26 protein-coding genes and 1 tRNA gene are annotated in these 24,974 nt (G+C 63.1%); 16 read left to right on the top strand and 11 right to left on the bottom strand.

Annotated elements, in window-relative coordinates; all coding sequences use genetic code 11:
* Window positions 1-5: 5 nt before the first annotated feature.
* The 4 genes from nthA (at window position 6) to O7A05_RS04550 (ending at window position 2,876) form a co-directional block, all read left to right on the top strand.
* Complete coding sequence (gene nthA, locus O7A05_RS04565; RefSeq protein ID WP_337091776.1) at window positions 6-623, top strand: nitrile hydratase subunit alpha; 618 nt, start codon at window positions 6-8, stop codon at window positions 621-623.
* Window positions 620-1,279, top strand: a complete 660-nt coding sequence (gene nthB, locus O7A05_RS04560; protein WP_337091774.1) for a nitrile hydratase subunit beta — start codon at window positions 620-622, stop codon at window positions 1,277-1,279. Before nthA ends, nthB begins: the two co-directional genes overlap by 4 nt.
* A complete protein-coding gene (locus O7A05_RS04555) occupies window positions 1,266-1,616 on the top strand; it encodes a nitrile hydratase accessory protein (protein WP_337091773.1) in 351 nt (116 codons plus the stop codon). The genes nthB and O7A05_RS04555 overlap by 14 nt, the downstream gene beginning before the upstream one ends.
* 132 nt (window positions 1,617-1,748) lie before the next feature.
* A complete protein-coding gene (locus tag O7A05_RS04550) occupies window positions 1,749-2,876 on the top strand; it encodes an ATP-dependent DNA helicase (protein ID WP_337091772.1) in 1,128 nt (375 codons plus the stop codon).
* Between the two features lie 12 nt (window positions 2,877-2,888).
* Here the strand turns inward: O7A05_RS04550 and O7A05_RS04545 are convergent, their stop codons facing one another.
* Window positions 2,889-3,284 carry a SpoIIAA family protein gene (locus O7A05_RS04545; RefSeq protein ID WP_337091771.1) on the bottom strand — a complete coding sequence of 132 codons (396 nt, stop codon included), beginning with the start codon at window positions 3,282-3,284 and terminating at the stop codon, window positions 2,889-2,891.
* Window positions 3,285-3,456: 172 nt separating this feature from the next.
* Between O7A05_RS04545 and O7A05_RS04540 the strand changes: the two genes are divergently transcribed.
* The 3 genes from O7A05_RS04540 to O7A05_RS04530 all read left to right on the top strand — a co-directional run bounded on the left by O7A05_RS04540 (window position 3,457) and on the right by O7A05_RS04530 (window position 8,263).
* On the top strand, window positions 3,457-4,197 hold the full coding sequence (locus O7A05_RS04540; RefSeq protein WP_337091770.1) for a pyridoxine 5'-phosphate synthase: 741 nt from the start codon (window positions 3,457-3,459) through the stop codon (window positions 4,195-4,197).
* Window positions 4,198-4,283: 86 nt separating this feature from the next.
* On the top strand, window positions 4,284-6,197 hold the full coding sequence (locus tag O7A05_RS04535; protein WP_337091769.1) for a potassium transporter Kup: 1,914 nt from the start codon (window positions 4,284-4,286) through the stop codon (window positions 6,195-6,197).
* Between the two features lie 146 nt (window positions 6,198-6,343).
* Window positions 6,344-8,263, top strand: coding sequence for a potassium transporter Kup (locus O7A05_RS04530; RefSeq protein ID WP_337091768.1), 1,920 nt, complete (start codon window positions 6,344-6,346; stop codon window positions 8,261-8,263).
* A gap of 146 nt (window positions 8,264-8,409) precedes the next feature.
* Here the strand turns inward: O7A05_RS04530 and O7A05_RS04525 are convergent, their stop codons facing one another.
* Window positions 8,410-9,303: an SDR family oxidoreductase gene (locus O7A05_RS04525; RefSeq protein WP_337091767.1), complete on the bottom strand. Its 894-nt coding sequence runs from the start codon at window positions 9,301-9,303 to the stop codon at window positions 8,410-8,412.
* A gap of 167 nt (window positions 9,304-9,470) precedes the next feature.
* On the opposite strand from O7A05_RS04525, the gene O7A05_RS04520 reads away from it, so the two are divergent.
* Both O7A05_RS04520 and O7A05_RS04515 read left to right on the top strand, forming a co-directional pair.
* Window positions 9,471-9,881, top strand: a complete 411-nt coding sequence (locus O7A05_RS04520; protein WP_337091764.1) for a winged helix-turn-helix transcriptional regulator — start codon at window positions 9,471-9,473, stop codon at window positions 9,879-9,881.
* Between the two features lie 82 nt (window positions 9,882-9,963).
* Entirely contained in the window at window positions 9,964-11,193 is a 1,230-nt protein-coding gene (locus O7A05_RS04515) for an FAD-dependent oxidoreductase (protein WP_337091763.1), read from the top strand.
* Here the strand turns inward: O7A05_RS04515 and O7A05_RS04510 are convergent.
* Window positions 11,147-11,866 (bottom strand): glutathione S-transferase family protein, encoded by a 720-nt coding sequence (locus tag O7A05_RS04510; protein ID WP_337091762.1) that lies wholly within the window; start codon window positions 11,864-11,866, stop codon window positions 11,147-11,149. The genes O7A05_RS04515 and O7A05_RS04510 overlap by 47 nt on opposite strands.
* 1 nt (window position 11,867) lies before the next feature.
* Window positions 11,868-12,173 (bottom strand): Rieske (2Fe-2S) protein, encoded by a 306-nt coding sequence (locus tag O7A05_RS04505; protein ID WP_337091761.1) that lies wholly within the window; start codon window positions 12,171-12,173, stop codon window positions 11,868-11,870.
* A 96-nt stretch (window positions 12,174-12,269) separates the two neighbouring features.
* Here O7A05_RS04505 and O7A05_RS04500 point away from each other — a divergent pair, with 96 nt between their 5' ends.
* The 3 genes from O7A05_RS04500 to ilvC all read left to right on the top strand — a co-directional run bounded on the left by O7A05_RS04500 (window position 12,270) and on the right by ilvC (window position 14,555).
* The gene (locus O7A05_RS04500; protein ID WP_337091760.1) at window positions 12,270-12,725 is read left to right on the top strand and encodes a MarR family winged helix-turn-helix transcriptional regulator; all 456 of its coding nucleotides are present in this window, start codon (window positions 12,270-12,272) and stop codon (window positions 12,723-12,725) included.
* Window positions 12,726-12,859: 134 nt separating this feature from the next.
* Complete coding sequence (locus O7A05_RS04495; protein ID WP_415926957.1) at window positions 12,860-13,510, top strand: TetR/AcrR family transcriptional regulator; 651 nt, start codon at window positions 12,860-12,862, stop codon at window positions 13,508-13,510.
* 25 nt (window positions 13,511-13,535) lie between these two features.
* Window positions 13,536-14,555, top strand: a complete 1,020-nt coding sequence (ilvC, locus tag O7A05_RS04490; RefSeq protein WP_292342380.1) for a ketol-acid reductoisomerase — start codon at window positions 13,536-13,538, stop codon at window positions 14,553-14,555.
* A 468-nt stretch (window positions 14,556-15,023) separates the two neighbouring features.
* Here the strand turns inward: ilvC and O7A05_RS04485 are convergent, their stop codons facing one another.
* Window positions 15,024-15,308, bottom strand: a complete 285-nt coding sequence (locus O7A05_RS04485) for a PilZ domain-containing protein (RefSeq protein ID WP_224516372.1) — start codon at window positions 15,306-15,308, stop codon at window positions 15,024-15,026.
* Between the two features lie 172 nt (window positions 15,309-15,480).
* Window positions 15,481-16,068, bottom strand: coding sequence for a BA14K family protein (locus O7A05_RS04480; protein WP_337091756.1), 588 nt, complete (start codon window positions 16,066-16,068; stop codon window positions 15,481-15,483).
* A gap of 166 nt (window positions 16,069-16,234) precedes the next feature.
* On the opposite strand from O7A05_RS04480, the gene O7A05_RS04475 reads away from it, so the two are divergent.
* Both O7A05_RS04475 and O7A05_RS04470 read left to right on the top strand, forming a co-directional pair.
* Complete coding sequence (locus tag O7A05_RS04475; protein ID WP_337091754.1) at window positions 16,235-17,347, top strand: endonuclease/exonuclease/phosphatase family protein; 1,113 nt, start codon at window positions 16,235-16,237, stop codon at window positions 17,345-17,347.
* Between the two features lie 5 nt (window positions 17,348-17,352).
* Window positions 17,353-18,069: a hypothetical protein gene (locus O7A05_RS04470; protein WP_337091976.1), complete on the top strand. Its 717-nt coding sequence runs from the start codon at window positions 17,353-17,355 to the stop codon at window positions 18,067-18,069.
* Window positions 18,070-18,154: 85 nt separating this feature from the next.
* Here the strand turns inward: O7A05_RS04470 and O7A05_RS04465 are convergent, their stop codons facing one another.
* From O7A05_RS04465 to O7A05_RS04455, 3 genes are read right to left on the bottom strand one after another with little or no spacing between them, the layout of a single operon-like run.
* The gene (locus O7A05_RS04465; RefSeq protein ID WP_337091753.1) at window positions 18,155-19,372 is read right to left on the bottom strand and encodes an ABC transporter permease; all 1,218 of its coding nucleotides are present in this window, start codon (window positions 19,370-19,372) and stop codon (window positions 18,155-18,157) included.
* Window positions 19,369-20,076 carry an ABC transporter ATP-binding protein gene (locus O7A05_RS04460; RefSeq protein ID WP_337091752.1) on the bottom strand — a complete coding sequence of 236 codons (708 nt, stop codon included), beginning with the start codon at window positions 20,074-20,076 and terminating at the stop codon, window positions 19,369-19,371. The genes O7A05_RS04465 and O7A05_RS04460 overlap by 4 nt, the downstream gene beginning before the upstream one ends.
* 4 nt (window positions 20,077-20,080) lie before the next feature.
* Window positions 20,081-21,367: an efflux RND transporter periplasmic adaptor subunit gene (locus O7A05_RS04455; RefSeq protein ID WP_337091751.1), complete on the bottom strand. Its 1,287-nt coding sequence runs from the start codon at window positions 21,365-21,367 to the stop codon at window positions 20,081-20,083.
* A 132-nt stretch (window positions 21,368-21,499) separates the two neighbouring features.
* Here O7A05_RS04455 and O7A05_RS04450 point away from each other — a divergent pair, with 132 nt between their 5' ends.
* Together O7A05_RS04450 and O7A05_RS04445 are read left to right on the top strand one after the other, a co-directional pair.
* Window positions 21,500-22,402: a PhzF family phenazine biosynthesis protein gene (locus tag O7A05_RS04450; protein ID WP_337091749.1), complete on the top strand. Its 903-nt coding sequence runs from the start codon at window positions 21,500-21,502 to the stop codon at window positions 22,400-22,402.
* Between the two features lie 105 nt (window positions 22,403-22,507).
* A tRNA-Lys gene (locus O7A05_RS04445) sits at window positions 22,508-22,583 on the top strand.
* A 345-nt stretch (window positions 22,584-22,928) separates the two neighbouring features.
* Here O7A05_RS04445 and O7A05_RS04440 read toward each other — a convergent pair.
* Entirely contained in the window at window positions 22,929-23,906 is a 978-nt protein-coding gene (locus O7A05_RS04440; protein ID WP_337091748.1) for a sulfite oxidase, read from the bottom strand.
* Window positions 23,907-24,653: 747 nt separating this feature from the next.
* A complete protein-coding gene (locus O7A05_RS04435; RefSeq protein WP_337091747.1) occupies window positions 24,654-24,914 on the bottom strand; it encodes a hypothetical protein in 261 nt (86 codons plus the stop codon).
* Window positions 24,915-24,974 lie beyond the last annotated feature (60 nt).

Raw genomic sequence — 24,974 nt, 5'->3', positions numbered from 1 at the left:
TGGCCATGTCCCATGATCATGACCACGACAACGAGCTCGATCCGTTCGCGGCGCGCGTGCGCGCGCTGGAGACGATCCTCACCCAAAAGGGCCTAATCGATCCGGCGGCCATCGACGTCATTGTCGACACCTATGAGACGAAGATCGGCCCGCGCAACGGCGCGCGGGTGGTGGCGAAGGCCTGGAACGATCCCGCCTATGCCGAATGGCTCAGGCGCGACGCGACGGCGGCGATCGCGTCGCTGTCCTATACCGGGCGCCAGGGCGAGCATATGCAGGCCGTGTTCAACACCGAGGAGACGCACAATCTCGTCGTCTGCACGCTCTGCTCCTGCTATCCGTGGTCGGTGCTCGGCCTGCCGCCGGTCTGGTACAAGGCGCCGCCCTACAGGTCGCGGGCAGTGATCGATCCGCGTGGCGTGCTGGAGGAGTTCGGACTGACACTGCCGGCGCAGAAGAAAATCCGCGTCTGGGATTCCACCGCCGAGCTTCGCTACCTCGTGGTGCCGATGCGACCCAAGGGAACCGAGGGCTGGAGCGAGGAACAACTCGCCGGACTGGTCAGCCGCGATGCGATGATCGGCACCGCGCTTGCCAGAGAGCCGGAAGGGGAGCCGGCATGAACGGGCCGCAGGATCTCGGCGGGCAGATGGGCTTTGGGCCGGTCGCGCCCGAGAAGGACGAGCCTTATTTCCACGCCGCATGGGAAAGACGGGCGCTCGGCGTGACACTCACCGCCGGGTCCATGGGGGCCTGGAACATCGACGAGAGCCGGCATGCGCGGGAATCGCTGCATCCGGCCGACTATTATTCATCGAGCTACTACCAGATCTGGATCAAGGCGCTGGAAACGCTCCTGAAACGCCACGGCTTCGTTACCGAGCGCGATCTTGCCGCCGGCAAGGCCGTCGATCCCGCCGTGACGCCAAAGAGAGTGCTGAAGGCGGCGGATGTGCCGGCGGTACTCGCCAAGGGCGGACCGTGCGACCGGCCGGTCGCCGCGCCGGCGCGTTTTCGGGCTGGCGACCCCGTGCGGACGAAGAATTTCAACCCGACCGGACATACGCGCCTGCCGCGCTATGCGCGCGGCAAGAAGGGGAGGATCGAGGCGGTGCGTGACGGCTTCGTCTTCCCCGACAGCAATGCGCACGGCAAGGGCGAGAACCCGCAATGGGTCTATACCGTGGTGTTCGACGGGAGCGAGATCTGGGGCGAGGGTGCCGATCCAACGCTCAGCGTCTCCATCGATGCCTGGCAGAGTTATCTTGAGCCGGCATGAAGGTACGTTGCCGGCTGGTTTCGATGAGCCGGTCTTTGCCGAGCCATGGCAGGCCGAAGCCTTCGCCCTGACGGTTGCGTTGCACGACAAGGGCCTGTTTTCGTGGAGCGAATGGGCGGAGGCGCTTTCGGCCGAGGTGAAGCAGCCGGGCGCGGCAACGGACGGTCACGACTACTACGAGCATTGGCTGGCGGCGCTGGAGAAGCTTTTGTCCAGGAAGGGTGTCGCCCGCAAGGGCGAGGTGGATGAACTGGCCGCCGCCTGGGAACGCGCCGCGCATGCGACGCCACATGGCAAGCCGATCCTGTTGGAGAATGATCCGGGCGCGGGCCGATAGATCGTCTTTGTTCTCTTTACGTTCCGGTTTGTCGCTGATAGCCTGAGTTGTCGAGGCTAGCGCTCGCAGCCGACAATGGTCGATATGGCGACCAATCTTGTCTTTCGTCAGCGAATCCGGTCTGTCGCATTGATGGAATTTTCTCCCCAACAGGATGAGGCCCTGAAAGCGGTCGGGCGCTGGCTCAAAGAGGGCCGGCCGCAGGTCTTTCGGCTGTTCGGCTATGCCGGCACCGGCAAGACGACGCTGGCGCGCTATTTCGCCGAGCACGTCGACGGCCAGGTCCAGTTCGCCGCCTTCACCGGCAAGGCGGCGCAGGTGCTGCGCTCGAAAGGGGCGACAAACGCCCGCACGATCCATTCGCTGATCTACAGGCCGAAAGGCGAGGAATCGGTCGAGGACGAGGTGACCGGCAAGACATCGATGTCGCCGACCTTCTCGCTCAACCGGCAAAGCCCGATTTCGCGCGCCAAGCTCGTCGTCATCGACGAATGCTCTATGGTCGACGAGCAGCTCGGCCGCGACCTGCAGAGTTTCGGCACGCCGATCCTGGTGCTCGGCGACCCGGCGCAGTTGCCGCCGATCTCGGGCGGCGGCTTCTTCACCGAGCACGAACCGGATGTGCTGTTGACGGAAATCCACCGCCAGGCGCGCGACAATCCGATCATCCGGCTTGCGCTCGACGTGCGCGAAGGCCGCGAATTCATGCATGGCGACTATGGCATGGCTCAGGTGATCGGCAGGGAAGCAGTCAACCAAGAACTGGTGCTCAAGGCCGACCAGGTGTTGGTCGGCACCAACCGCACCCGCCGGCGCTACAATCAAAGGCTGCGCGAGCTGAAGGGGTTCAGCGCCGATTTCCCGCAAGCCGGCGACAAGCTTGTCTGCCTACGCAACGACCCCGCCAAGGGGCTGCTCAACGGCTCGCTGTGGAAGGTGATGACTTCGTCGCGCGAGACGGTGAAGCCCGGCATCAATCTTCTGGTCTCGCCGGAGGAGGACGATCCCGACCGCGGCGTCGCCAAGATCAAGCTGCTCAAGGCGGCGTTCGAGGATCCGGACGCCGAAATCCCCTGGCAGCAGAAGAAGCGTTTCGACGATTTCGACTATGGCTACGCTTTGACCGTGCACAAGGCGCAGGGCTCGCAGTGGAACGACGTCGTGCTGTTCGACGAGAGCTGGGCGTTCAAGGAAACCCGCCAGCGCTGGCTCTATACCGCAATTACCCGTGCCGCCGAGCGGCTGACGGTCGTTCGCTGACGACTGCGAATGTCAGGTCGGCCTTGCGCCAAGCCACTGCCAGGCGGCTTCCTCGTCGTCCACATCGAAGCGCCTGAATTCGAAAGGCAGCGTCTTTGGGAAAACGCCGGCGACGAGGGAGGCCCAACTCGGCTCGCCGATGACGGCGCAGCGCACGACATGTTCCACCGCGTCGGCGACTCCCTGCCGGAGCGTGTCCTTCGAAATGTTGGCCCAGTCGACGCTTTCCTCATCGGTCAGCCGCACCAGCACGTCGATCCTCGGATGCAGCGCAAAGGCGGCCTCCAGCAGGCCGAACAGGTTTTCGGCATCGGCCGGCGAGACATCGCCGACGACATCGATGGCGAAAAGCGCGTCGCGGTTGGTCTCGATGCGACGGATCGCCGGCACGGCTTCGAGGAAATTCACTGGTAAATCCTTGCGCTCGAGCAATTCCAGGAAAGTACGAAGCGGTTTTCCGTCCGGAATTGCGTTAAAACAGAGAGGTTTAGCCTCCAACTATCCCCTGGAACACGCGAAACCCTCTATCTGTTCCCGTCAAAGGCGGTATAGATGCCCGCCGATCCACTGGACCCAGTTCATGCCTGCCAAGCTTTCGGTCAATCTCAACGCCGTCGCCATGCTGCGCAATCGTCGCGACCTGCCATGGCCGAGCGTCACCGGGCTTGGCCGCATTGCGCTTGCCGCCGGCGCGCATGGGCTGACGGTGCATCCCAGGCCCGACGAGCGGCACACCAGGCATTCCGACCTGCCGGAGATCAGGGCGCTGATCGACGACGAGTTTCCGGGCGCGGAGTTCAACATCGAGGGCTATCCGACCGAGGATTTCCTGGCGCTTGTCGAAAAGAACCAGCCCGAGCAAGTGACACTGGTGCCGGACGACCCGGCGCAGGCGACTTCTGACCATGGCTGGAACTTCGTCGCCCAGGCGGCGTTCCTCACTCCGATCGTCAAGCGGTTGAAGAAGGGCGGTTTCCGCGTGTCGCTGTTTGCCGATGCGGATCCGGACGGCGTCAACGCGGCTCGCGACACCGGCGCCGACCGCATCGAGCTCTACACCGGGCCGTATGGAGGTTTCCATTCCGATGCCGCAAAGGCGGCGAAAGAACTGGAAAGACTGGGAAAAACCGCCGATGCCGCATTCAAGGCCGGGCTCGGCGTCAATGCCGGCCACGATCTGACCGTGAAAAATCTGCCGGCATTGGCCAAACGCATCCCGGCATTGGCCGAAGTATCGATCGGACATGGGTTGACAGCGGATGCGCTCGAGTATGGCATGGCCGGCACGGTCGGGCGGTTCTTGAAGGCCTGCGGATGGTAGGGCGCCTTGCGTAGTTTCGGCAGTCTTGGTGCATCCCGCGCCTTGCGGCGACCTCGGAGCGTGACGAATCCGGTGAAGTGGGGTTCATGGTGCTAGCCAACGCCGGCGAAACGGAATCCCTCGAACGCTCGGGCCATGCCGAAACCGAACGGCAGCACAGCACCAAGGTGCTCATGCTTGGCGCGCTGGGCGTCGTCTATGGCGATATCGGCACGAGCCCGATCTACGCCTTCCGCGAGGCGCTGCATGCCTCGTCGAGCTCGGTCGCCCGCCACGATGTGCTCGGCGTGCTGTCGCTGATCGTCTGGGCGCTCACCATCATCGTCACGATCAAATATGTCGCCTTCGTGCTCAGGGCCGACAACAAGGGCGAGGGCGGCACGCTGTCGCTGATGTCGCTGGCGCGCAGCGCCTATCCTGCCGGCTCACGCCTCATCCTGGTGATCGGGCTTTGCGGGGCCGCGCTGTTCTTCGGCGATTCGATCATCACGCCGGCGATCTCGGTGCTTTCGGCGGTTGAGGGCCTGAAAGTCGTCACCCCGGCGCTTGATGCCTATGTGGTCCCGATCACGCTGGTCATCCTGGCCGTGCTTTTCGCCGTGCAACGCTTCGGCACGGGCAAGGTGGCGGCGGTGTTCGGACCCGTGACGGCGACGTGGTTCGTGGCGATCGGCGCGGCCGGCGTTTATCATATCGTCGACGACCCGTCCGTTTTCCTGGCGATCAATCCCTATAACGCGATCTATTATCTGGCCACCACGCCGACAGGCGCGTTCGTCACCGTCGGCGCCGTGTTCCTAGCGGTGACGGGCGCCGAGGCGCTCTATGTCGACCTTGGCCATTTCGGCCGCAAGCCGATCGTGATGGCCTGGTTCGCAATCGTCTTTCCTTGCCTGCTCTTGAATTATTTCGGGCAGGGCGCCTTCGTGCTCTCGCATGGCGGCAAGCCCACCAACCCGTTCTTCCAGATGCTGCCCGGATGGGCGCTGATGCCGATGGTCGGCCTGGCGACCGCGGCCACGGTCATCGCCAGCCAGGCCGTCATTTCCGGCGCCTTCTCGCTGACAAGGCAGGCGGTGCAGCTCAACCTTCTGCCCCGCATCGAGGTGCAGCACACATCCGAGATGCAGAGCGGTCAGATCTATATGCCGAGGGTCAACCTTCTGGTCGCGCTCGGCGTGATGCTTCTGGTCGTGGGCTTCGGCAGCTCGAGCGCGCTTGCCTCCGCTTACGGCATTTCGGTGACCGGCGAGATGCTGATGACGACGATCCTTTTGTTCGTGGTGATGCGCTGGCTCTGGAAATGGCAGGTTGCGGCCGCACTGGCGCTGGCGTTGCTGTTCGGCGTCATCGATCTCGGCTTCTTCTCGGCCAATGTCGTCAAGATCGTCGAGGGCGGCTGGGTGTCGATCACGGTCGCCTCGATCATGGGCCTGATCATGTGGACCTGGATCCGCGGCAGCCGCTATTTGTTCGACAAGACCCGCCGCAACGAGATCCCGCTCGATTTCCTGGCGGCGAACCTGTTGAAGAAGAAGCCGCAGCTGGTCTCAGGCACCGCCGTGTTCCTGACCAGCGATCCGCTGAGCGCGCCGACCGCGCTGATGCACAGCCTGAAGCATTACAAGGTGCTGCACGAAAAGAACGTCATCCTTTCGGTGGTGACGGCGCCGCAGCCGGTTGTGCCCGACAGCGAGCGCGTGAAGCTCGAAACCGTCAACGAGCTGTTCATGCGCGTGACGCTGACTTTCGGCTACATGGAGCAGCCCAACATTCCGCGCGCCTTGGCCATCTGCCGCAAGCAAGGGTGGAAGTTCGACATCATGACGACGTCCTTCTTCCTGTCGCGGCGCTCATTGAAGGCCTCGCCCAATTCCGGCATGCCGGTCTGGCAGGACCGGCTGTTCATCGGCCTGGCGCGAACCGCGGCGGACGCGACGGAATATTTCCAGATTCCCACCGGACGCGTGGTCGAAATCGGTACGCAGGTCGCGATCTGACGAAACTGATTTTCGCCGGATGAAGAGGTCCGGCCGTTCCGAAACTTGAAGCCGTGCGTCGGCGGCATGGGAGCCCTTACGTCAGGGCACTTGATATTGCACTGCAGCAAGCGTAGAGCACCGCGCGTTTTATCGGAGTGTCGTCCATGGCCTTTGCCAATGGTAGTGCAGACGCAGAGCCCGTCGACCAATCGAGCCACGCGGAAATCGAGCAGCACAGCACCAAGGTTCTCATGCTTGGCGCACTGGGCATAGTCTATGGCGATATCGGCACCAGCCCGATCTACGCGTTTCGCGAAGCGTTGGTGGCATCCTCGCGCGGCGCGGCCGCCGATCGCGGCGACATTCTGGGCGTGCTGTCCTTGATCATCTGGTCGCTGACGATCATCGTCACGATCAAATACATCATGTTCGTCCTGCGTGCCGACAACCGCGGCGAGGGCGGCGTGCTGTCGCTGATGGCGCTTGCGCGCAGCAGTTTTTCGAGCCGCTCGGCAATCATCCTTGCGGTCGGCATTGCCGGAGCGTCGCTGTTTTTCGGCGACGCCGTCATCACGCCGGCCATCTCCGTGCTGTCGGCGGTCGAAGGCATGAATGTCGTCACGCCGGCCTTCCAGCCCTACGTCGTTCCGCTGACCCTGCTTATCCTCGCCATCCTGTTTGCCGTGCAGCGGTTCGGCACGGGCGGCGTCGCCATGATCTTCGGTCCGATCACGGCCGTCTGGTTCCTGGCGATCGGCCTTTCCGGGCTGAACCACATCATTGCCGATCCGGAGATCCTGTGGGCGATCAGCCCGCATTACATCGTCGCTTTCCTGATCCACTCGCCCGACGTCGCCTTCGTCACCATCGGCGCGATTTTCCTGGCGGTCACCGGCGCCGAGGCGCTCTATGCCGACCTTGGCCATTTCGGCCGCAAGCCGATCGTGCTGGCGTGGCTGGCGATCGTCTTTCCCTGCCTGCTCCTGAACTATGCCGGGCAGGGCGCCTATGTGCTCGCCAAGGGCGGCATGGTCGGCCATCCGTTCTTCGAAATGAACGAGGGCTGGGCGCTCGTCCCAATGGTGGTGCTGGCGACGGCGGCGACCGTCATCGCCAGCCAGGCGGTCATCTCCGGCGCCTATTCGCTGACGCGGCAGGCGGTGCAGCTCAACATGCTGCCGCGGCTCGAAATTCTGCATACGTCGGAAAAGCAGTCCGGCCAGGTTTATATGCCGCGTGTCAATATGCTGCTGGCGCTGGTGGTGATGCTGCTGGTGGTCGGCTTCGGCGAGTCCAGCAAGCTCGCTTCGGCTTACGGCATCTCGGTCACCGGCAACATGCTGGTGACGACCGTGCTGCTTTTCGTGGTCATGGCCCGCATCTGGAAATGGCCGCTGTGGCGAGCCGTGGCGCTGACCGTGCTGTTTGCCTTCATCGACATCGGCTTCTTCGCCTCCAACATCGTCAAAGTGTTCGAGGGCGGCTGGGCCTCGCTCGCGGTCGCGTTCGCCATCATCCTCGGCATGTGGACCTGGGTGCGCGGCAGCCGCTATTTGTTCGACAAGACCCGCCGCAACGAGATCCCGCTCGACTTCCTGGCGGGAAACCTGTTGAAGAAAAAGCCGCAGCTGGTCTCAGGCACCGCTGTGTTCCTGACCAGCGATCCGCTGAGCGCACCGACCGCGCTGATGCACAGCCTGAAGCATTACAAGGTGCTGCACGAAAAGAACGTCATCCTGTCGGTGGTGACGGCGCCGCAGCCGGTCGTGCCCGACAGCGAGCGCGTGAAGCTGGAGACCGTCAACGAGCTTTTCATGCGTGTGACGCTGACCTTCGGCTATATGGAACAGCCCAATATTCCGCGCGCCTTGGCCATCTGCCGCAAGCAGGGCTGGAAGTTCGACATCATGACGACGTCCTTCTTCCTGTCGCGGCGCTCATTGAAGGCCTCGCCCAATTCCGGCATGCCGGTCTGGCAGGACCGGCTGTTCATCGGCCTGGCGCGAACCGCGGCGGACGCGACGGAATATTTCCAGATCCCCACCGGACGCGTGGTCGAAATCGGTACGCAGGTCGCGATCTGAGAGGCTGGGCCGCGCCGGCCGCGGCTGGACGCCGCATCTCGGGAAGACGCGCTTGTCGCGACCGGTAGAAGCCTGATCCGGCTCGGATTGCTCAAGAAATCGAAGTGAAGCGCGCCGGGGGGACGACCTTCCAGGCGCGCCAGACTTCAGCCGAGCAGGGCAGTCTTGTTCGCTTCGAGGAACTGCTTCAGCGTCCGCGGCTTGCGGCCCGAGAGTCTCTCGACGGCATCGGTCACCTCGCCTATGCGCCCGGCGCGGGTGTTCACATCGAAGGAGACAATGATGCGGGCGAAATCCTCGGGAACGCCTGCCGCCTTGACGCCTTCTGTCAGCGTCTCGTCCGGCAGTTGGATGACCTCCAGCGGCTTGCCGGTCACCTCGCTTACCAGCGCTGCAATTTCGTTGGTGGTATAGGCCTGCGGGCCGGTCAGCGTGTAGATGTGGCTTTCCTTGGAACCGGACGCGAGGCCGGCGGCGATGGCGGCCGCCATATCGTCGCGCGCGCTGTGGGCGACGCGCCCGTCGGCGGCCGACGTGTACCACTTGCCCGACGAAATGGCATGCGGCAGCGACATGAACAGGTTCTCCTGGTACCAGCCGTTGCGGAAGATGGTGTAGGGGATGCCGCTTGCCTTGATCGCCTGCTCGGTGCCGTAATGGTCGCCGGCAAACAGCACGGGCGAGCCCGGCTCGGGATTGGGCATCGAGGTGTAGAGCAAATGCGCAACACCGGCCGCCTTGGCCGCCGCCACCGCTGCCTGATGTTGTTTCAAACGCCGGTCGCTTTTCAGGTCGAGCTCGCCGGTCGAGATGACAAGCACCCGGTCGGCGCCTGTGAACGCTTCTTCCAGCGAAGCCGTATCGTCGAAGTCGGCGGCTCTAACAGCGATGCCCCGCGCAGCCAGATCGGCGAGATTTTCCGGGTTGCGCGTGGTGGCGATGATGCTGGCTGGGGCAATTTTTTGCGCTTCGAGCAAGTGATTGATGACGGCGCGGCCAAGCTGGCCGGAGGCGCCGGTGACGAGAAGGGTTTCGGTCATGGGAGATTCCTGAAAATTGCGTCGGAGGCGGGTCATTGGTAGTCTCAAAAAGAGACCAGCACTAAAATAGGAATTGACCCCAAGCCGTAAAGAAGGCAGTTTTTCGGGAGGTAGGCACAGTCAGGGAACCACTCCGGCCGGCCGAATTTCGATCAGCGGATGTCGCCATGGACAGCAAGATCTTCAACCTGAAAGCCAAGCTCGAGCTCTACAAGGCCATGACGAACGGCGGCAATTTCGCCGACTGCCCGGTCCGTGACGTCATCCATGGCATCAGCGGCAAGTGGAGTTCGCTGCTGGTCATGGCGCTGGCAGAAAAACCCTACCGATTCGGCGAGTTGCGGCGGCTGGTTCCCGACATCTCCCAGCGCATGCTGACGCAGACGCTCTACGACCTGCAGCGCGACGGCTATGTGCATCGCGAAGTGTTCCCGACCAAGCCGCCAAGCGTCGAATACAGCTTGACCGATCTTGGGCGCTCGATGTTCCTGCCTCTGCAACAGCTCCTTCAATGGGCCGAACTCAATCATGACGCGGTGCGGGATGCGCGCGCCGCCTTCGACGCCGCCCAAGGCTGATTTCCCGATATGAGCGTCAAAGCGCCCGATTGATCCGGCGCGTTCCAAGCGGGATTGTCCCCGCAGGGTCGGGTGGGGGACGATGGGCAAGTCTTACGAGATCGCGATTGCCGGGGCTGGTCCGGCCGGGCTGGCGGCGGCGCTTTACCTGAAGCGAGCCGGGCACAAGGTCACCGTTTTCGAGCGCTTCGACGCGCCGAAGCCGGTCGGCTCCGGCCTGATCCTGCAGCCGACCGGGTTGACCGTGCTCGCCGATCTTGGCCTGCTCCACGAGATTCTTTCGCTTGGCAGCCGCATCGAACGGCTGCACGGCACCGATGCCAGGAACGGACGCACGGTGCTTGAAGTCCGCTATGACGCGCGGCGCGGCCGCCGCTTCGGCCTCGCGGTCCACCGGGCGGCGCTGTTCGGCGTGCTCTTCCGCGCTGCCTTGCGCGAAGCGATGGCCATCGAAACCAATGTCGAGGTCGAGACCCTGGAGACGGCCGAGCGCGCGACGCTGGTCTGCGGCAACGGCAGACGGCTCGGACCGTTCGACCTCATTGTCGATGCCAGCGGCGCGCGCTCGAAACTGCGGTCATATCTCGGCGATAACGCCATGCCGCGACCGCTCGCCTATGGCGCATTCTGGGCGTCGCTCGGCTGGCGGGACGGCTTTGACAAAAGCGCGCTGCTGCAGCGCTACGACAAGGCAAGCATAATGGTCGGCGTGCTGCCCATTGGCCGGCCCGAGCCTGGCGCGCAAGACATGGCGGCTTTCTTCTGGAGCCTCAAGCCAGCCGATGCCGAACAGGTAAAGGCCGAGGGGCTCGAAGCATGGAAGGCGCGCGTGGTTTCGGTCTGGCCGGAGTGCGAGGCCTTCACCGGCCAGATCGACAGTTTCGAGCAGCTCTCGCTCGCCCGCTACGGTCATCACACGATGCGGCTGCCGGGCGGCCGGCGGCTCGCCGTCATCGGCGACGCCGCGCATTCGACCAGCCCGCAACTCGGGCAAGGCGCGAATATGGCGCTGCTCGACGCCGCCGCGCTCTGCCATGCGCTGGCGCAGGCGGACGGCATCGATGAAGCGCTGGCGATCTATGCAAGCGCGCGCCGTTGGCATGTGCGCGTCTTCCAGGGGCTGTCGTTGTCGTTGACGCCGTTCTATCAATCGGACTCCGCAGCCTTGCCCTTTGTCCGCGACCGCATGGTGGCGGCACTGGCGAGAATCCCGCCGGGACCGCAATTCCTTGCCGCCATGGTCGCTAGTACGGTGATCGATCCGTTCAGGCGGATCGGGCTTGCGGAGTTGCAATGGCCTGCAGCCGGATGATCTCGGAGAGATAAGTTCCCCTTGCCTGCAGGAAGGCATGCAGCCGCTGCGGGTAATCCGCGCCGACGGCTTCCTTCACCGACCGGCGTTTGCTCAAGGCCTCGCGCCAGGCCTGGACGAGCGGCTTGCCGTCGAGAATGCCGAAGTCGCCGATGCGGTCGAACGTGTCGAAGTAGCGGAAGACCGGTCCGTAGACGGCGTCGACCAGCGAGAAACGATCTCCGGCGAACCACGGACCGCTTTGCCTTGCCGCGAGTTCTGCTTCCACACGCGCGAACATGCCGGACAAGCCTCCGCCTTCATGGAGGAAAGCAGCTTCATCGGCAGCGGAATAGAAGCGGCCGATGGCATTGAGGATTGCCGAGCCGAATTCGAGCCAGGCGCGATGCCTGGCCCGGAGCAGCGGATCGGCAGGATGCAAGGGATTGGCCTCCGTCTCCTCGAGGAATTCGAGGATGACGGCGGATTCGAAAATGACTTCCTGCGCATTGCCATGCCGGACGCGCAGCAGCGGCACCTTGCCGAGCGGCGAGACGGCCTTGAACCAGTCGGGCTTGTCAGAAAGATCGACATCGACCCGCTCGAACGGCACGCCTTTTTCGGCGAGCGAGATCGCTGCGCGCTGGACGTACGGGCACAAATGATGGCTGACGAGGGTGAATCTGGCGCTCATCTCACTCGCCCCAGACATAGTTGAGCGCGCCATCTTCGACGCGGGTCGAGAGGAACATCAGGCGGGAACCCTTCGGCGCCGGCCCTTCGAGACGCTCGCCGTTATCCATGCCGAACTTCGCGCCATGCCATTGGCAGACAAGTGAGCCGTCCTTGCAGTCCAGCGGTCCGCCGAAATGCAGGCAGACATTGGCCGCGGCGCGGATGCGCTCGCCGCTGCGCCAGACATGGACCTCGCGGCCGAAGAAGGGCGCGATCAGGCTGCCAATCTGCGGGATATCGGCGATCTTGCAGATTTCATGTTTCATCGGAGAGCTCCCTGTCGATGCAATTGCATCTATATGGATGCATTTGCATCGATCGTCAAGCTTGATGCAATTGCATCTATCCGCTAGGCTGCGCCGATGAAGAAGAAATCCCCATCGCCCGAAGCCATTGCCGCCTGGGCGCGCCTCGTGCGCGTCTCGCGCCAACTGGTCGAAAGGACCGAGGACGCGCTGAAAGCCAGCGGCCTGCCGTCACTCGCCTGGTATGACGTGCTGCATGAGCTTGCAGAGGCGGGCGAGGGAGGACTCCGGCCGTTCGAGCTGATCGACCGTATCCTGTTGGCGCAGTATAGCGTCTCACGGCTGCTGGCCCGGCTGGAAATGGACGGCCTGATCGAGAAGCTGCCCGTCTCGGATGACGGCCGCGGGCAGACCGTTCGCATCACGGCAAGCGGCCGGGAGATGCGCCGCCGGATCTGGGCGGTCTATGGCGCTTCGATCGCGGACCAAATGGGCGACAGGCTTTCAGCCCAGGACCTGAAGACATTGGCCAGCCTTCTCGGACGGCTGCGTGATCCGACGATAAGCGATTAGCGGGCGAGCCCTTCGTTGTTCTGCCGGGTCGTTTTTCGCCGCGGTCCCCTTGCGTTAGAAGCCGGAATGCGCAATAAGCCGAACCGTAACGTACGGTACGCCCCTGGGCGACCGGAGAACCGGAAAAGAACGTGCTGCAGGCAGGCGCCGACATCGACAACAGCGAAACGCTGACGGAGCGCCAGCAGGCGGTTCTGGATGCGGCGCTTCGCCTGTTGGTCGAGGAGGGCGACAACCTCACCATGACCGCGGTGGCGCGGCGGGCCAGTTGTTCCAAGGAAACGCTCTACAAATGGTTCGGCGACCGCGACGGGCTGCTGACGGCTACGGTGCAGTGGCAGGCCTCCAAGGTGCGTGTGACACCGGTCGATCGCAAGGGCCTCGACCTCGCGTCGCTGACGGCAAGCCTCGAACGCTTCGCCTCCGACTGGCTTAAGGTGATCTCCAGCGATACGTCGATCGCCCTCAACCGTGTGGCGGTCGGCCATGCCGGCTCCGGGAAAGATGACCTCGGCGCCATCGTGCTGCAGAATGGCCGCTTCGCGCTCGCCAAGCGCCTGAAGCCGGTGCTTGAAGCCGGCCGGCAGGCAGGACTGCTCGATTTCGAGGACGCCGAGACGGCGTTCCGGACTTTTTTCGGCCTGGTCGGCCGCGACGTGCAGATCCGTCTGCTGCTCGGCGACCGCGTGGAATTGACTGAGGCGACGATCGGCGGCGATGCCCGCCGCGCGACGCAGCAGTTTCTCGCTCTCTTCGGAGCAAACAACCGGCTGCAAAGCCTCTGATCTTCAAAAGGGAAGGAAGACCAAAATGCGTGTCTATTACGATCGTGACGCCGATCTCAATCTGATCAAGGGCAAGAAGGTCGCCATCATCGGCTATGGCAGCCAGGGTCGGGCGCATGCGCTCAACCTCAAGGATTCCGGCGTCAAGGAGATCGCCATCGGCCTGAAAGCCGGCTCGGCGACCGCGAAGAAGGTCGAGGCCGACGGGCTCAAGGTGATGAGCGTGGCGGACGCCGCCAAATGGGCCGACCTGATGATGATGGCGACGCCCGACGAATTGCAGGCCGACATCTACAAAAACGAGATCGCGCCGAACATCCGCGACGGCGCGGCGATCGCCTTCGCGCACGGCCTCAACGTGCATTTCGGCCTGATCGAGCCGAAGGCCTCGGTCGACGTCGTCATGATCGCGCCAAAGGGCCCCGGCCACACGGTGCGCGGCGAATACCAGAAGGGCGGCGGCGTGCCGTGCCTGGTCGCCGTCAACCAGGACGCTTCGGGCAACGCGCTCGATCTCGCGCTCTCCTATGCCTGCGGCGTCGGCGGCGGCCGTTCGGGCATCATCGAGACCAACTTCCGCGAGGAGTGCGAGACCGATCTGTTCGGCGAGCAGGTTGTGCTGTGCGGCGGCCTGGTCGAACTGATCCGTGCCGGCTTCGAGACGCTGGTGGAAGCCGGCTACGCGCCGGAGATGGCCTATTTCGAGTGCCTGCACGAGGTGAAGCTGATCGTCGACCTGATCTATGAAGGCGGCATCGCCAACATGAACTACTCGATCTCGAACACCGCCGAATGGGGCGAATATGTCTCGGGTCCGCGCATCATCACCGCGGACACTAAAGCCGAGATGAAGCGCATCCTGAAGGACATCCAGACCGGCAAGTTCACCTCGGAATGGATGCAGGAATATCGGGCCGGCCTGTCGCGCTTCAAGGGCATCCGCCGCAACAACGACAGCCACCAGATCGAGGAAGTCGGCGCGAAGCTGCGCGCCATGATGCCGTGGATCGCCAAGAACAAGCTGGTAGACAAGGCCAAGAACTAAGGCGATCCACATCCTTTGCCTGCGCGTCCTCGGGCTTCGCCCTGCGGTCGCGCGGGTGATCGCCAAGAACAAACTGGTCGACAAGGCGAAGAACTAAGGCGATCCACATCTTTTGCCTGCGCGTCCTCGGGCTTCGCCCTGCGGTCGCGCGGGCGATCGCCAAGAACAAACTGGTCGACAAGGCGAAGAACTAAGGCGATCCACATCTTTTGCCTGCGCGTCCTCGGGCTTTGCCCTGCGGTCGCGCGGGTGATCGCCAAGACAAGCTGGTCGACAAGGCGAAGAACTAAGGCGATGCACATCTTTTGCCTGCGCGTCCTCGGGCTTTGCCCTGCGGTCGCGCGAGTGATCGCCAAGAACAAGCTGGTCGACAAGGCGAAGAACTAAGGCGAAGTTTCGTGTCAAATGTCAAAGCCGGCGGATCGGTCCGCCGGCTTTTCGTTGCCGGGTGCGCAGCGTTGCCGCTGTTCAACCATAGTGCCAGTGCGGCTTGGGCTCGGTGCCGGTGAATTCGACGCCGATGCGATCCTCGCGGCGCCAGCGCACCACAGCCTTGTAGCCGATGCCGTCGACCGGCACATAGAGCAGGAATTCGTCGGGCACGCGCGCATCGATGGGCACTTTCAGCTCCGCGCCGTTCGCATGCATGTTGCGCACCGTGCATCTCACCTCGGAGTTGTTGATGCCGGTCAGGATCGCCGCGCCCTTCAGCACGCGTTGCCTGTGTTGGTTTCTGTGTTCGTTTTCGGCCATGGCGAGCACGTCTCGCACTCCGTTCGCGCGAATCGTCATATTGGGGGACATCGGCATGGATGAATAGCCGCCGCCAATGAATTTAGGGTTATCGGCCGATGGCGGGCACAGGTTGCGGCAAAAGAAACGGCGCCCCGCGATGGGCGCCGTCTCATCCTTCCTGCCGACGGGCTCAGATATAGGGCGAGATGCACTGCCGGCGCGGGCCGTAGTTGGGTTGGAACGTGTTGTCCCAGGCCCGATAGGACCGGTAGCGGTCGTAGCACCATTGGACATGGGCCCTCGAAAGCCGCTGGGTCCGGTAGATGCGCCGCGGCTGAACGTAGCGCGGGTAAGGGTCGTAATAGTATGGATCGTAGTAGTTGTTGTAGGCGAGGCTACCCAGGCCCAGGCCCAGCCCCAGCCCCAGAAGGGCGGCGGCACCATTATCGAAATCCCGATGATGATGGCGATGATGCCTCCAGCGCCAGTCGCCGTCATCCCAATTGCGGGAGAAATGACGAGAGCGGAAGTCGTCGCCGCGCCATCTGAAATCCCGGCCACGCCAGTCGCCACCGCGCCGCCAGCGCCAATCATACATCCCCCGCCGGTCATTGCCGCCGGCCCAACTGTCGCGGATGGGTATGATGGTTGCCGCCGTGCTGGTTGCGGTCGACAGATCGGGTTGCAAGATCGGGCCGGCCACCGACGGTGCCGTCACGCCGGCAACGAAACCCAGGGCCAGGAGCCCGGATCGAAGGGAAGAGAAAAGCGGTTTCATTTCACTCTCCAAGGAGTAAGGGCCCCACGCCCAGCACACCCCGGGAAGAGGCCCATTGTTGGAACTTTCCGTCTGAACGGAGGATGAACGGAAAGGTTCCATCAACCATAACGAGCATCGGCCTGGCTCTTGTTTTCGCTCGCGCTTGCAGGCAAAGGTCACGGCCATGTCGCTGCGCCTCGCCACCTTCAATGTCGAGAACCTGATGAGCAGGTTCGATTTCTCGGGCTATCGCAACCAGCTCAATGAAGACCGCACGCTGGCCCTGTTCGACATCCAGAGCGAGGCCGAATACCGCATCCTCGAACAGGCCCGCACGATCGCCCAATCCGACGACACCCGCCAGCTGACGGCGCTCGCCATCGCGGCCACCCGCGCCGACATCATCTGCATGCAGGAGGTCGACAATATCGAGGCGCTGAAGGCCTTCGAATATGGCTATCTGTTCAAGATGGTCGGGCAGGGCTACCGGCAGAAATACACCACCGCCGGCAACGACACGCGCGGCATCGATGTCGCCGTGATGATGCGCAACGAAACCGCGCAAGGGCAGCCGATCGAATTCGTGCGCATGACCAGCCACGCCTATGTCACGTTCGAGGAGTTCGGGCTGTTCACGCCGGAACTCGCCACGTTCGGCTATCTCGCCAATGAACGTATCTTTCGCCGCGATTGCCTGGAGATCGACCTAAGGGTCGGCGGCGCGCCGCTGACGCTCTATCTCGTGCATTTCAAATCCATGGGCCCGCCGCGCAACGGGCTCGACGGCCGCAAGGCGTCAATGCCGCTGCGCATCGCCGAGGCGCAGGCAGTGCGCCGCATCATCGAGGAGCGCTTCGGCAAGGACGACGCCGCCGACAAGCGCTGGGCGATCTGCGGCGACCTCAACGATTATCGGCAGCGCGTGAAGATCGAGGGCGATACCATCGACGGCTACCGCTTCGAGGTTGTGGACGAAACCCGGTCCTCGGTCGATGAGCTTACCGCCGGCGGCTTTTGCGAGAATGTCGTCGAGCGGCGGCCGGAGATGGAGCGCTGGAGCTTCTACCACACGCGCGGCCCGGAGGAGCGGCATCTTTGCCAGCTCGATTATATCCTGCTGTCGAAGGCGCTGGCGGCAAAGAATGCCACTGCCGTTCCCGACATCATCCGCAACGGCCAGCCTTGGCGCACCATCTTCCCGCCCGGACAGGAGGTCGAGCGTTTCCCGCGCATCGGTTGGGACAGGCCGAAAGCGTCGGACCATTGCCCGGTCGCGATCAGCCTGGACATGGCGTGACCCTCTTGAGGTTCGATCTGCCGCGCAATGTCATCCTGCCGGTCGATGCGGTCGACGTCCGCCTCGATCCCGGCCCGCATCCCTTCGCGCGCAGCAATGCGGCTGCCATCGCCGAGAACTGGCGGCAGGAAATCGCCGCCAATCCGGCATTGTTCGACGGCGCCGTGGTGCTGCTTTCCGAGCTTGCCTACCGCGACGGCCGCCTCGTCGGCCGCTGCCATGCGGTCAACTATTCGACCTTCATGCTGTGGCGCAAGCGACGCGAGAATTCCGGCGCCGAGCACGCCTACGCGCATGCCGTGCTGGTCGCCGGCGACAATGCGCTGGTGGCGATCCGCATGGGGCCGCATACGGTCAATACCGGCCGTGTCTATTTCGCCGCCGGCTCGTTCGAGCCGATCGATTTCCGGGAAGGGCTGGTCGATGTCGACTTCAACATGATCCGCGAGGTGAGGGAGGAGACCGGGCTGGACCTTTCGACGGCTGAACGCGGTCAGCGCTATCACGCGCTGTCGACGGCAAACGGCACGGTGATCTTCCGTCGCTACCAGGTGGCCGAAACGGCCGACGAGCTAGCGCGGCGCATCACCGTCTTCGTCGCTACCGAGACAGACCCCGAGATCGAAGGGCCGGTGATCATCCGCCACGCCGGCGATCTGCCCGCCGGCCTGATGCCGCACATGAAGCCGCTGGTCGAGTGGCATTTCGGCGGCGATCGCTAGCAGCACCCAGCTGCTCTTTCATCGCTGCGTCTTCATCGCTGCGTCACCGCAAGATCGGGGCACAGGTGTAGAACGCTGCCTCTGACTATTCGTGCCGCAGCGCCTCGATCGGGTCGAGCCTCGCGCCGCGCAGCGCCGGGAAGAAGCCGAACACCATGCCGATCAGCGCCGAAAATCCGACGGCGAGCAGGACGACGGCGGGGCTTGGCGCGAACGGTATCGTCAGCGTCATCGAGGCGAGGCCGGCCAGCGACAGGCCGATCAGGATGCCGATGATGCCGCCAAAGAGCGACAGCACCGTCGCCTCGACCAGGAACTGGATGAGGATGTGTTTTTCATGTGCGCCGATCGCCAGCCTGATGCCGATCTCACGCGTGCGTTCGGTGACCGAGACCAGCATGATGTTCATGATGCCGATGCCGCCGACCAGGAGACTGACGCCGGCGACGGCGCCCAGCATGCCGGTCATGGTGGTGGTGGCGCTGGTCATCGCATCGGCGATCTGGGTCATGTCGCGGATGGCGAAATCGGGATCGCGGTCGGGCGTGATGCGGCGCGTGTCGCGCAAAATGTCCTCCACGCGCGGCTGCAGCTCGGAGGTCGGGGTGCGGTCGTCGGCGGCGATATAGATGTTGTCGATGTCGCGATTGCCGGCGATGCGCCGTTGATAGGCGTGCAGCGGCATCAGCACGACATTGTCCTGGTCCTGGCCGAAGCCGGTATAGCCTTTGGGCTCGAGCAGGCCGATGATCTTGCAGGAGGTGCGGTTGACACGGATGATCTCGCCCTCCGGATCGCCGGCGCCGAAGAATTGCTGGCGCACCGTTTCGCCGATCAGGCACACACCCGCACCGGCGCGCGTTTCGGAATCGCTGAACGGTCGTCCGGACACCAGTTTCCAGTCGCGGGCGTCGAGATAGGCGCTGTCGGTGCCGGTGACGCCAGAGGTCAGGCTTTCGGTGCCGAAGATGACGCGGACCTGCTTTTGCGAGGCCGGTGAAATCGCGCGCGCGCCGCTCAGATGCGCGACGAGCGCGGTGACATCCTTTTCGGCCAGCGGCCGCACCGCCTGGTCGAGCCCTCCCGGTCCGCCGGGTCCCGCCGGCCGGCCGGCGCGGACGACGAGCAGGTTGCTGCCGAGCTTGGAAATATCGGCCTTGACCTTCTCCGTCGTGCCGGAGCCGATGGTGAGCATGGCGATGACGGCGGCGACGCCGATGACGATGCCAAGCAATGTCAGGAAGGAGCGCAACACATTGCGGCGGATCGAGCGCAGCGAGAGGCGAACAGTTTCCCAGATCATGCCGCTTCCTCCGCTTTCACGGTATCGTAGGCGACATGGCCGTCGAGGAAGCGGATGGTGCGGCTGGCATAGCCGGCGACATCGGCCTCGTGGGTGACCATGACGATGGAGAGCCCGAGCTCGGCATTGAGCCTTGTCAACAGCTCCATGATTTCATGCGTACGCGCGGTGTCGAGGTTGCCGGTCGGTTCGTCGGCGACCAGCAGCGTCGGCCTGGTGACGATGGCGCGGGCGATCGCGACGCGCTGCTGCTGGCCGCCCGAAAGCTCGGCCGGCGTGTGGTGCTCGCGCCCGACAAGTCCGACCTCGGCCAGCGCCCGCATCGCGAGTTCGCGGCGCTCGCGCGCGGCGACGCCGCGATAGATCAGCGGCAGCTCGACATTTTCCGCCGCCGTGGTGCGCGGCAGGAGATTGTAGCCCTGGAAGACGAAGCCGACATAGAGGTTGCGCAAAAGCGCGCGCCGGTTGCGGTCGAGCCGTCCCGCATCGACACCCATGAAGGAATAGGTCCCGGCTGTCGGCGTATCCAGGCAGCCGATAATATTCATCGCGGTCGATTTGCCCGAGCCGGAGGGACCCATGATGGCGACGAATTCGCCGCGCCGAATGGCGAGATCGACGCCGGCCAGCGCGTGCACGCGGGCCTCGCCCTCGCCATAGCTTTTCCAGACCTTGTCGAAGGTGATGAGCAGGGGAGCCGACATTTCGTCAGCTCCGCTGCTGCGCGCCGGTGATGACCTCAGCGCCCTCATCGAGGCCGGATGTGATCTCGGTCAACTCGCCGTCGGTCGAGCCGATCCTGACGTTGACCGGATGCGGCCGGCCGTTCTCCAGCACATAAAGCGTGCGCGAGCCGTCGGTCGGCGCCTTCGTTGCCTCGGCTTGCCGGTTGGGGCGGCCCATTCGGCCGGTGAAGAGGTCGCGCAGGCTCCAGCCGCGGGCGGTCTGTTGCATCGGGCGGTAGCGGAAGGCGGTCGACGGGACGGTAAGTACGGCCTTGGCCTGCCGGGTGACGACCGAGACCGTCGCCGTCATGCCGGGCCGCAAGAGAAGCTCGCCATTGTCGACTTCGAGCCGCGCTTTGTAGGTGACGACGCCGTCGGTGGTGACTGAGGCGTAGGAGATGTCGCGGATCTCGGCGTCGAAGGGTCGGTCCGCGAAAGCGTCGACGGTGAAGCGGGCGTGCTGGCCGGGTTTGACCTGGCCGATGTCGGCCTCGTCGACGGCGGCCTGCAATTCCATGTTCCTCAGGTCGGCGGCGATGACGAAGAGCACCGGCGCCTGCAGCGAGGACGCGACGGTCTGGCCGGGATCGACCGAGCGCGTCAGCACGATGCCGTCGATCGGCGCATAGATGGTGCTCTTGGCGAGATCGGTCTGCTGCGCCTTGAGATCGGCCTGAGCGATGGCGAGATTGGCTTCGGCGCTGTCGAGCGCCGCCTTCGAGCGGTCGCGCGTCGCCGTCGCCGCTTCGAGCGATTGGTCCGTCGCCATGCCGCGCTTGGTCAGCGCGCTTGCGCGCACAACCGCGTTCTCGTTCTCCTGCAGGGTCACCTTGGCGTTCTCGACGCTTGCTGCCGCCGCCTTGGCGGAAGCGGTGGCGCGCTCGATCTGGACTTCGAGCTTGGCGGTGTCGAGCCTCGCCAGCACGTCGCCCTTCTTGACCTGCTGATTTTCATTGACCGCGACCGAGCGGACGATGCCGGAAAGCTCGCTGGAGATATCGACCTGGGTCAGCGGCTGCAGCGTGCCGGTGGCCGATACCACGACGGTGAGGTCGGCGATCGCCGCAGGCACGGTGGTGTATTCGATCCTGGGAGGTGCTGCGGCATACCATCGATAGAGGGCAATGCCGGCGGCGATGATCGCTATCGCCAGCAGCGCGTAGAGCCGGAAGCGGCGACGCTTGCGGCGTACGCCCTTGCGGTCGAGCCCTAGCGCTGCCTCTATGGAAGTACCGGATTCCGCGTTTGGCGGATTGACAAGCTGGTCCACGCCGGACCCCTATGCTGAAAATGGATGTCCCTATCCGTCCACAAATCAGGCCTTAAGGTTCGAATTTCAAATTAAATTTCCCTCATGTTTGGATTGAGGCAGAAATTCGGGGCAAGGCGAAAGGTTTTCTCCATGGCGCGCAATTACTTGCTTTACGATGTGTTTACCACCGAAAGGCTGGCCGGAAATCCGCTTGCGGTGGTGCTGGACAGCGACGGGCTCGACACTGCCGGCATGCAGGCGATCGCGCGCGAATTCAATCTGTCCGAGACGGTGTTCGTGCTGCCTGCCGACAATCCAAAGCATCGCAACCGTATCCGCATCTTCACGCCCGACTATGAGATGCCTTTCGCGGGGCATCCGACGGTCGGCTCGGCGATCGCGCTGGCCGAACTCGCCGGGGAGGCCGCCGGCATTTTCGTGCTGGAGGAGAATATCGGACCGGTGCGCTGCGCGGTGAGCAAGCATGACGGCTCGACCTTCGCCGAGTTCGACCTGGCGAAGCTGCCCGAACCCTTAGAGCTCAAGGCTGACCCGGAAGCGATCGGCGCGGCGCTCGGCCTTGCCCCGCACGAGATCGGCTTCGAGAATCACCGCGTCGCCTTCTGGTCGGCCGGCGTGCCTTATGTGACGATTCCGGTTGCCGGGTTGGAAGAAGCGGCCAAGATCAGGCTCGACAACCAGGTATGGTCGGAATTGGCACCCCGCAAAAGCGAATGGGCCTTCGCCAGCCCCTATGTCTATTGCCGCGAAACGGTGCATCACGACAGCGCGTTCCATGTGCGCATGATCGTGCCCGGCACGCCTTCCTATGAGGATCCGGCGACCGGTTCGGCCGCAGCCGCCTTTGCCGGCGCCATCATGCATTTCGACGCCCCGACCGACGGCATCTCGCAGCTCTGGATCGAGCAGGGGCTGGAAATGGGCCGGCCGTCGCGCATCCGGCTCGAACTCAATGTCGAAGCTGGAAAACTGGCATCCGCGCGCATCGGCGGCCATGCGATCAAGGTGGCTGAAGGCAAGCTATTCGTGTGACACCTGCGGCAATTCGGCGATTTGTCGGGAAATGATCCGGCAGGGCCTAGACATAGCCGAAAGCGGCGGCTATATGCGCCGCCGACGCTGGTTTTCCGGCGGTGTGGGTGTGTAGCTCAGTTGGTAGAGCAGCTGACTCTTAATCAGCGGGTCCACAGTTCGATCCTGTGCACACCCACCAAACGGTCTCCTCTTTTCAGCTATCCGCTACTCCCACAAAATCTTCGCGATGTTTCCGTAATTACCGCATTGAAGGCGATATCAGCGGGCTTGAGTCTGACTTCTCTCGACAAATTCAGGGAATTTCCGCGACCGGTCTCTCCAGCCTGTGCGCCGCAGGCCGAGGCCTGAAGCTGCCGATCCGGCTCTCTGTCCCACAGCCGCCGGTCAGCAAAGCGCCCTCAAAGCGAAAGTTCGTCCAGCGCTCGTGGAATACGCTTGCTAGACAGCATGACGAAATGCCCCATGTTCTGCATGAGGTCAAATCGATGCTCGGTGAGGTGGTACGGCCGGAAGGTAGGCCTTCTCAAGCAATGCCGATGCGGCGCGTGACCTGGCCGTTGCTTTCCCAGTAAGTATGTTTCTTGGTAATCCAAGGATCGTCCATCGCGGGTTGGATTTTCCCGGCCATGTCAGTGGCGCGCGAGGTGATCGTGTGTTCGCCCTTTGATGGGTCTTTCCAGTCGAGATACCACACCTTCCAGGCGAATTCAGCTTCTTCAGCATGGTCGATTGTCGCCTCGGCCCAGGGGCCATCATCAACCTTCACTTCGACCTTGGCGATTGGAGCACCCCAGGCCGCACCGCTGATCCGGTATCCGGCATTGCTGCGCGTCACTCTTGCAGGCGCGGACTTCAGCAATGCGCGGCCGACCGAGGTCTCGGCCCACACCGTCTCGCCATTGTGCTCTTCCTCGCGGATGGTAACGTAGTTTCGTCCCATCAGCAGATTCATGAAGCGCGTGTTGCGTATCTCGATGCGCTTGAGCCACTTGACGTTGACGATACCATACCAGCCGGGTGCAATGAGCCGCACGGGGGAACCGTTGGGTTGCGGCAGGGCGGTCCCATTCATCTCGTAACAAAGGATGTTGTTGGGGCTCATCGCATCGGTGAGCGACATACTGCGGGCGAAATTCTGATGCATCTTGACGTCGCGGGTGTCGTCCTTGAGAGCGATGTCGCCGACATCAGTGCCCCAAAAAACAACTTCGATGCCATTTTCCTTCACGCCTGCCTCTTCAAGGATGGCGGCGAGCGGCGTGCCAGCCCAACGGGCGTTGCCAATGCCGCCAGTGAAAAATGGAAAACCGTGATTGCCTGAACACTCTACGGTGAAAGCCACCTCCTGGCGCGGCCGCGCCTTGAGGTCGGCAAGCGACAGGCTCAGGGGCTTGTTGACCAACCCGTCGATTTCAAGTTTCCAGGCATTCGCATCAATGGTTGGCCGATCAAAATGCGCGATGCTGAAGAATTTCTCATTGGGCGTCACCCACGAATCCATATCCTCCCAGACGAGCTGGGTCTGGATGACGGCCGGGACAGGATTGGGCGGGGCTGGTCCACCCACGGGATTACGGTTTCACCCGCCCGGCTTGGGAAGGCGTAGGCAAACCGTGAATGGAAGACCGCCAGCGCCGCTAGGGCCGCGCTACCTTGACCGATGAATTCGCGTCGCGGAAGGTGATGCATGATGATTTCTCCTCCGATGAAAAACTGATTTCTCCTCCAGTCATAAAGGCAATGGGCCGGAATCGCGCAAAGGAGAGGCCCGGCCGAAGCAGGCAATCTTGAGAGCGCGCGGAATAGCGCGAGTTGGAAATGCGCCGTATTTTAAGGCGGAGTCTCCCGCTCTCAGTCGCCGGATCCTCAGGTGCCAGCCGGCGATCTACAAACGTACGCCTTATATGCGTTCGTGGCGAGAGCAAACATGAGGAGTCGCTAATGAACGCACGATAGTTACAATCAAGATAGGCCTATTAAACAGGCACGGCGCAGCGCTTCCAGTTCGGAAATTTCCGCCGTACCGGCGAAAATTTCCGCAGTTCGGACCACGCATATTCGATCGGCTAAGCCATTTGATTTTTTCTGATAAAATCCGACTCTGCCAAGCGACGGACATTGAAACAGCTCAAATTTCTCAGTTTTTGCCGTAATAACTGGGAATTTTCACAGAGACGGTCTCGTTCGAGACGGCCTCCACCACCAAATCTTCTCATCAAAATAGCGAATTCGGATGCAAGAGCGGCGCCTACGGCGCCGTCTTGCCGAGGCTCGCCTTGAACTTGACCTTCATCGTGATCTGACCGCTCACCGTGAGCTGCGATCCGCCGTAACCGCCGATGTTGCGGTCCCTGGCGTTGAGATTGGTGCTCATGCCGGCAATCTCGCATGTATCGGCGACCGTCTCGATCACCAAGGCGCAGCTGCCCGCCGCGACTTTGTAGAAAGAACGAAGCGCAACCTGCTGCTGCGCGGCAGCGTCGTCGTCATCCTTGACCGGAAAGGTCATAGAGATTGAGGATTGGATCCTGGTCGACCCGTCTTCGCCGGGACGAAGCGGGCGGACATA

The organism is Mesorhizobium argentiipisi (SeqCode) (assembly GCF_037179585.1).
Taxonomy (GTDB): domain Bacteria; phylum Pseudomonadota; class Alphaproteobacteria; order Rhizobiales; family Rhizobiaceae; genus Mesorhizobium; species Mesorhizobium argentiipisi.
Note: the sequence above shows the minus strand (reverse complement) of the source record. Positions and strands in the feature narration are given on the sequence as shown.